The sequence below is a fragment of the Mycobacterium sp. 1164985.4 genome (assembly GCF_001668575.1).
In the GTDB taxonomy this organism is placed as follows: Bacteria; Actinomycetota; Actinomycetes; order Mycobacteriales; family Mycobacteriaceae; genus Mycobacterium.
Genome location: NZ_LZMD01000082.1, coordinates 22,435 through 28,844 on the forward strand (window position 1 = coordinate 22,435; position 6,410 = coordinate 28,844).

Here is a 6,410-nt window from a genome sequence, read left to right on the forward strand (position 1 = left end):
CTGGTGGGAAACGCTCGACCGCCGGCGGGTGAACAATGGATGAACACATTGCCCGAGACGGCAAAAGGCCTGATGACACACCGGTCGAATGTGGCCGAGAATTAGGTGAAACGACCGCTATGGCCGCAGAATTAGCGCTGTGAGCGCTGAGTTGATCGTCCTCGTGCTGTTGATCACAACCGCACTGGCATTCGACTTCACCAACGGCTTCCACGACACCGGCAACGCGATGGCCACCTCGATCGCCACCGGCGCCCTCAAACCCAAGACCGCGGTCCTGTTGGCCGGCGTGCTCAACCTCGTCGGTGCGTTCCTGTCCGTCGAGGTCGCGGTCACCGTCACCACCTCGGTGCTCAAGCTCCAGGACGGCAAGACCGGCGCCCTGCTGCCGTCGATCGACGCGTCGACCGGTCTGACGATCATCTTCGCCGGGCTGATCGGCGGCATCCTGTGGAATCTGCTCACCTGGCTGTTCGGCATCCCGTCGAGTTCGTCGCACGCGCTGTTCGGCGGACTTATCGGCGCGGGTCTGGCCGCGATGGGCACCGCGGGCGTCAACTGGGGCGGGATCAGCCAGAAGGTGCTCATCCCCGCGGTCGCCGCGCCCGTCATCGCCGGGCTGGTCGCCGGTTGCGGCACCTGGCTGGTCTACCGGATAACCCGCAACGTGGTGGAGAGCCGCCGCCGCGAGGGCTTCCGCTGGGGGCAGGTCGCGACCGCTTCGCTGGTCGCGTTGTCCCACGGCACCAACGACGCCCAGAAGACGATGGGCGTCATCGCGCTCGCGCTGATCACCACCGGCCACCTGACCGGCGACGTCAAGGAGAACGGCCTGCCGTTCTGGGTCGTGTTCAGCTGCGCGGTGGCCATCGGCTTGGGCACCTACCTCGGCGGCTGGAGGGTCATCCGCACGCTGGGTAAGGGACTCGTCGAGATCCAGTCGCCTCAGGGCTTCGCCGCCGAAGCATCGTCGGCCGCAATCATTCTCAGCTCGAGCGCCGCGGGTATGGCCCTATCGACCACCCACGTCGCCACCGGCTCGATCCTTGGCAGCGGCGTCGGCAAGACCGGCGCCGAGGTCCGCTGGGCGGTCGCCGGCCGGATGGCCGTCGCGTGGCTGGTGACTCTGCCGGCTGCGGGACTCGTTGGCGCGCTGTCGTTCTGGCTGTCCCACGGCATCGAGGTGCTCACCGGCTCCGACCTGGCCGGCGACGGGTTCATCTTCCTCGTTCTCGTCGGCCTGTCGTTCTACATGTGGTGGCGCGCACAGCAGCAGAAGGTCGACCACACCAACGTCAACGCCGAATGGGACGACGCCACCAATTCCGTGGTGCCCGCAGAGCTGCGGGCGGCCATCGAGGAAGCGATGCCCGAACCGAAGCCGGCCGCGACGGTTTGAGGCCGAGAAGGAACATTCGATGATTCATCTGGAGAGCATCGTCAAGGTGCTGGTGGTCGGGCTGCTGCTCGGTGCGGGCCTTCCCGCACTGTTCGCGGCGGGGCTGATGGCCGTCTCCAGCGGCGCGGACGGCGAGGCCGCCGACGGCACCGCGACGGCGCCGAACCCGGCTCGCAAATACGTCGGTGTCGCGCTGTTCGTGTTCGTCGGGTGGGTGATCGTCACCGCGGTGCTCTGGATCACCAGGGCCACGATCATTCACCACACGGGAATCGACCTGTTCCCCTTCATGCCCCGGAAATGAGTTGCGCGACATCATGAACGAGAACCGCAACGTCTTGGACAGCGTGCTCAACTGGCTGCGCCGCGGATATCCGGAGGGCGTGCCGCCGACCGACTACTTCCCGCTGCTCGCGCTGCTCAAGCGGTCGCTGGCCGAGGACGAAGTGATCAGCGCCGCGCAGGCGGTGTTGAAGGGCGCGACCTCCGACACCGTCACCGAAGACGACATCCGCGCGGCGATCCATCGGGTCACCGCCCAGGAGCCGAATCCCGAAGAAATGCACCAGGTTGCGTCGCGGCTTGCATCGGTCGGCTGGCCGCTGGCCAGCCCCGCACGCTGATCCGTCACCGCCGGGTGTCGCGGCGCAGCGGGTGGGTCTCAGGTACCTGAACGAAAATCAGCAGCACCCCGTCGGGGTCGGTGACGTGCATCTCGTGCAGACCCCATGGCTCCTCGCGGGCCTCCCGGGCGATCGGCACGCCGCGACCCGTCAGTTCCTTCTCGGTGGCGTAGACGTCGCGCACCTGCAGCCACATCGTGCCGCCCGCGTGCGGTCCGCCGTGCCCGGCGAGTTCGATCAGTGACTGCCCGGCGTAGAACACCGTGCCCGCACCGTAGTCGCGGGCTATCGCCAACCCGAGCTCGTCGCGATAGAACCTCAGCGAGCGCTGGTAGTCCGCCGGCCGAATGAGCATCCGGCTGGCCAGAATCTCCATACCTTCGTGTCTAGCACGCCGGTTCAGCCGATCCGCCGCCCGACACCTTCCCAGTACGGCTCGCGCAGCGCACGCTTGAGGATCTTGCCGCTGGGGGTGCGGGGCAGGTCGTCGGCGAAGGACACCGATTTCGGCAGCTTGAAGCCCGCGAGCCGGTCGCGTGCGTACGCGATGAGGTCGGCCTCACCGGGGGAGGAGCCGGCGGCGGGGACGACGATCGCCTTGACCGCCTCGCCCCACGCCGGGTCCGGCACACCGATCACCGCGACGTCGGCGACGTCCGGATGCGTCATCAGCACGTTCTCGATCTCGGTGGGGTACACGTTCTCGCCGCCGGAGACGATCATGTCCTTGACGCGGTCGTGCAGGTACACATAGCCCTCGCGGTCGACGTAGCCGGCGTCGCCGGTCTTCAGCCAACCATCGGGGGTGATGGTGGCGGCCGTCGCGGCGGGGTTGTTCCAGTAGCCGCGCATGTTCTGGCGCGAGCGGGTCCACAGTTCACCGACCGTGCCCGTCGGCACATCGCGTCCGGTGTCGTCGACGATGCGCACCTGAACCCAGGGAAACGGCTTGCCGCAAGAGCGCAGCAGCTCGGGGGCGTGGCGGTCGAGTTGGGTGATGGAGCCGGTGGTCTCGGTCTGCCCGTAGACCTGCAGCAGATCGCAGTCGAACCGTTCGAGCGCCCGGACCAGGACGTCGTCGGTGATCGGCGATGCACCATAGACGATCGCGCGCAGCGCGGAGAAGTCTGTGGTCTCGACGCCGGGGGTATTGAGCAGGCGCTGGATCACCACCGGTACCAGCAGCATGTTGGTGATGCCATGCCGTGCAACGGCATCGAGTACCGCGGCGGGGTCCACGTCGCGCAGCACGACCGTGCGCGCACCTTCGCACAACCCCACGAACGCCCAACCCGAGCCCGCCATGTGGAACATCGGCATCACGGCCAGGCTCACACTGTCGGCGTCGAAGCGCCATTTGTCGGCGATCCCGGTGGCTTTGCAGAAGTAGTTGTCGTTGGTCAGCATGACGCCCTTGGGCGATCCGGTGGTGCCCGAGGTGTACATCAGGAACGCCAGGTCATCGGGCTGCGTTGTGACACAGGGATCTTCGGCCGGAAAATTCGCCGTCCACTCCTCGAACGCAGGCCAGCGTGAGTGCGCACCGACGGCGACGAGGGTGGCGGTCACCCGGTCCTCGATGGCTTCGACGTGACCGAAGAACTCGGTGCCGACGATCACCACCCGCGCGCGGGCGTCGTCGATGATGTGCAACATCTCCGGTGGTGCCAGCCGCCAATTGACGGGCACCACGACCGCCCCGAGTTTCGACAGCGCACAGGCGACTTCGAAGAACTCGATACCGTTCTTCTCGATGAACGCGACCCGGTCGCCGAACCCGACACCGGCGGCACGCAACGACTGGGCAACCCGGTTGGACCGGGCGTCGAGTTCGGCGAACGTCGCGGTGCGCTCACCGGCGATCAACGCGACCGCGTCCGGACGTTCGGCGCCGAAGACGCGCGCGATGTCGGCGACGGTCGCGATGTCGGGGTGCGGCATCTTATTTGTTCGGTTGTACGCGTTGACGTTTCATCACGGCGTCGACCACCGCGGGTGCGAAGCTGTTGAGCACCTGAGCGCTGACGGCCATCCTCGGAGCAATCCGCACGGGCCGTGTCTTGGCGGCGGTGACCATCCAGTCGGCGGCCTCGTCGGCGGTCAGCCCGGGCAGGCCGTCGTATGCGCGGGTGGGCGCGATCATCGGTGTGCGCACCAGCGGATAGAACAGCGTCGTCGAATGCACTCCGTCTGAGCTCCACTCGGTTTCGATGACGCGGCTGACCGCGGTCAGCGCGGCCTTCGATGCGTTGTACACCGAGAACAGCGGCGACGACTCGCTGAGCACACCCCATGTGGACACGTTGATGATGTGGCCGTCGCGTCGCTCGCGCATGGCGGGCGCTAGGCCGCGGATCAGCCGCAGCGGCCCGTAGTAGTTGAGCGCCATGGTCCGTTCGACGTCGTGCCAGCGATCCAGCGACTCGGCCAGGGGTCTGCGGATCGACTTGCCGGCGTTGTTGATCAGGATGTCGACGCCGCCGAGTTCTTCGGTGACCCGTTCGGCGAGGCCGTCGACCGCGCCGAGGTCCGACAGGTCGCACGCGTGCGCCCACGCGTCCCCGCCGTTCTCGGTGATCCGGTCGACCAGCGCATCGAGCAGTTCCTGTCGCCGTGCGGCCACCACGACGGTGGCCCCGCGGCGGGCGAACTTCTCCGCGGCCGCCTCGCCGATGCCCGATGACGCGCCGGTGAGCAGGATCCGCTTACCGCGCAGGTCGACGACGTCGCGGCCGGGTTGGTACTGCAGCAACTCGGGGACGACCGGGGGGCGCATGGTGGTCAGGACGAGTTGGTCGGCCAACCGCCGCAACGGGCTTTTGCTCACGAACGGAGTCTAGGTGAGCGATCTGTGCACAAATACGAGCGCTCACCGCTCCAATTCGTGCACCAATCGCTCAGTTCTGGCCGCCGGCGAGCAGGCCCGACGAGGCGAACTTCAGCCCGGCTCGCAGCTCGTCGAGGCGGATCGGATCGTCGGACTCGATGTAGCGCAGCGTCGTGGCCACCGCCATGTTGAAGAACAACCACGCCAACGCTTTTGGGCTCAGCTCGTTGCGGTACTGGTCGTGGTAGTGGTTCATGTGCAGCGTCGACATCGCGACCAGCGTCGCGCTCAGGCCCGAGATGTTCTCGAACGTGCGCACGTGATCGGGGCGTTGGGCCAGATAGCGGAGCAGGCCGCGGTTGGCGATCGTCACGTCGATGAGGATGTCGATGGAGGCCGCTATCGCCTCGGCGGGTTCGGCGAGCGTCACGGTCCGCAACCGTTCCTCCAGCGCAGGGGCCTGCGTCAGCGCGAGATGTTCGATCGCGGCTCCCAGGATCTCCTCCTTGTCGGAGAAGTACTGGTAGATCGACCCTTTGCTGACACCCGCCCGATCGGCGATCAGGTTCGTGGTCACCTGCGCGGGGTCCGTGGTCAGCAACAGGCCGGCCGTCGTCTCGACAATTTTTGCGACCATCGCACGAGATCGTTGTTGTTGCGGCGTTTTCCTACGTTCTGAGCTGCGGTTATTCGTGCCCACAAATATCCATTATGCGACTTGAATGCGACCTGCCGGTCATATTAACCTCGCCGCACTACCCGGAACAGGAGGTGGGCGCCGCCCATGACCGCCACTTCGGACATCGATCTCTCCTCACCCGTCGACGACGGGCCGGTCGAACTCGTCCCGCCGGATTCGCCGACCGCCGAGCACACCGGGCGGTGGACGTTCCTGATCTTCGAGGGCGCGGCCTTCATGATGCAGGCCATGCATCCCGTCATCGCCGAGGTCACCGGCCGCTATTCCGCGGCGTTCCACGGTGATCCGGGCGGACGGGCGATTCGGTCCATCGACTCGGTGCTGCGCTGGACGTATGGCGGCACGGAGGCCGCGGCCGAGGGGAATCGGGTCAGAGCCATGCATCGCCCGATGACGATGAAGAGCGAGACGACCGGAAAGCAACTCAGCGCCCTGAATCCCGAGGCGTACCAATGGGTCATCTGCACCGGGTACATCGTCAACGTCCACGGCGCGCGCCTGCTGATCGGCCGCGACTTCACCGACGACGAGAAGGCGCAGGTGTTGCGCGACAACCGCCGGCTGGCGCGGCTGCTGCATGTGCCGATGCGCGACTATCCCGAGACCGATCAGGAGATGACCGACTACTTCGAGTCGATGATCGACAGGTAGTTCAACCGAAGCACGGGCCGCAGCGTGGCCTTGATCGCCGGATAGAACAGCTTGGGCACCGATGGGGGCATCTCCATCGTGCCGGTGATCAGATCGTCCATCAGCTTCTGCGCCTGCGGCGTGGCCTCGAGCTTGTCGATCATCGACTCGAAGTAGTCGGTCATCTCCTGATCGGTCTCGGGATAGTCGCGCATCGGCACATGCAGCAGC

At 66.4% G+C, this 6,410-nt stretch carries 8 protein-coding genes and 1 pseudogene; 4 read left to right on the plus strand and 5 right to left on the minus strand.

What is annotated here, in order from left to right; genetic code table 11:
• The first annotated feature begins 139 nt into the window (after positions 1 to 139).
• From A5650_RS17925 to A5650_RS17935, 3 genes are read left to right on the plus strand one after another with little or no spacing between them, the layout of a single operon-like run.
• Entirely contained in the window at positions 140 to 1,399 is a 1,260-nt protein-coding gene (locus A5650_RS17925; protein ID WP_067294316.1) for an inorganic phosphate transporter, read from the plus strand.
• A gap of 19 nt (positions 1,400 to 1,418) precedes the next feature.
• A complete protein-coding gene (locus A5650_RS17930) occupies positions 1,419 to 1,703 on the plus strand; it encodes a hypothetical protein (protein ID WP_067294319.1) in 285 nt (94 codons plus the stop codon).
• Positions 1,704 to 1,716: 13 nt separating this feature from the next.
• The gene (locus A5650_RS17935; protein ID WP_067086442.1) at positions 1,717 to 2,022 is read left to right on the plus strand and encodes a DUF3349 domain-containing protein; all 306 of its coding nucleotides are present in this window, start codon (positions 1,717 to 1,719) and stop codon (positions 2,020 to 2,022) included.
• 4 nt (positions 2,023 to 2,026) lie between these two features.
• Here A5650_RS17935 and A5650_RS17940 read toward each other — a convergent pair whose 3' ends face one another.
• From A5650_RS17940 to A5650_RS17955, 4 genes are all read right to left on the minus strand, one after another.
• Positions 2,027 to 2,398: a VOC family protein gene (locus A5650_RS17940; RefSeq protein WP_067294321.1), complete on the minus strand. Its 372-nt coding sequence runs from the start codon at positions 2,396 to 2,398 to the stop codon at positions 2,027 to 2,029.
• A 23-nt stretch (positions 2,399 to 2,421) separates the two neighbouring features.
• Positions 2,422 to 3,963, minus strand: coding sequence for a long-chain-fatty-acid--CoA ligase (locus A5650_RS17945; RefSeq protein ID WP_067294324.1), 1,542 nt, complete (start codon positions 3,961 to 3,963; stop codon positions 2,422 to 2,424).
• A gap of 1 nt (position 3,964) precedes the next feature.
• A complete protein-coding gene (locus A5650_RS17950; protein ID WP_067294327.1) occupies positions 3,965 to 4,849 on the minus strand; it encodes an SDR family oxidoreductase in 885 nt (294 codons plus the stop codon).
• 70 nt (positions 4,850 to 4,919) lie between these two features.
• Positions 4,920 to 5,486, minus strand: coding sequence for a TetR/AcrR family transcriptional regulator (locus tag A5650_RS17955; protein ID WP_067294330.1), 567 nt, complete (start codon positions 5,484 to 5,486; stop codon positions 4,920 to 4,922).
• Positions 5,487 to 5,633: 147 nt separating this feature from the next.
• Here A5650_RS17955 and A5650_RS17960 point away from each other — a divergent pair.
• Positions 5,634 to 6,197 (plus strand): annotated as a pseudogene (locus tag A5650_RS17960) (oxygenase MpaB family protein); the annotation flags it as partial.
• Here the strand turns inward: A5650_RS17960 and A5650_RS17965 are convergent.
• Positions 6,173 to 6,394 (minus strand): oxygenase MpaB family protein, encoded by a 222-nt coding sequence (locus A5650_RS17965; RefSeq protein ID WP_353615190.1) that lies wholly within the window; start codon positions 6,392 to 6,394, stop codon positions 6,173 to 6,175. The pseudogene A5650_RS17960 and the gene A5650_RS17965 overlap by 25 nt on opposite strands.
• Positions 6,395 to 6,410: the final 16 nt, after the last annotated feature.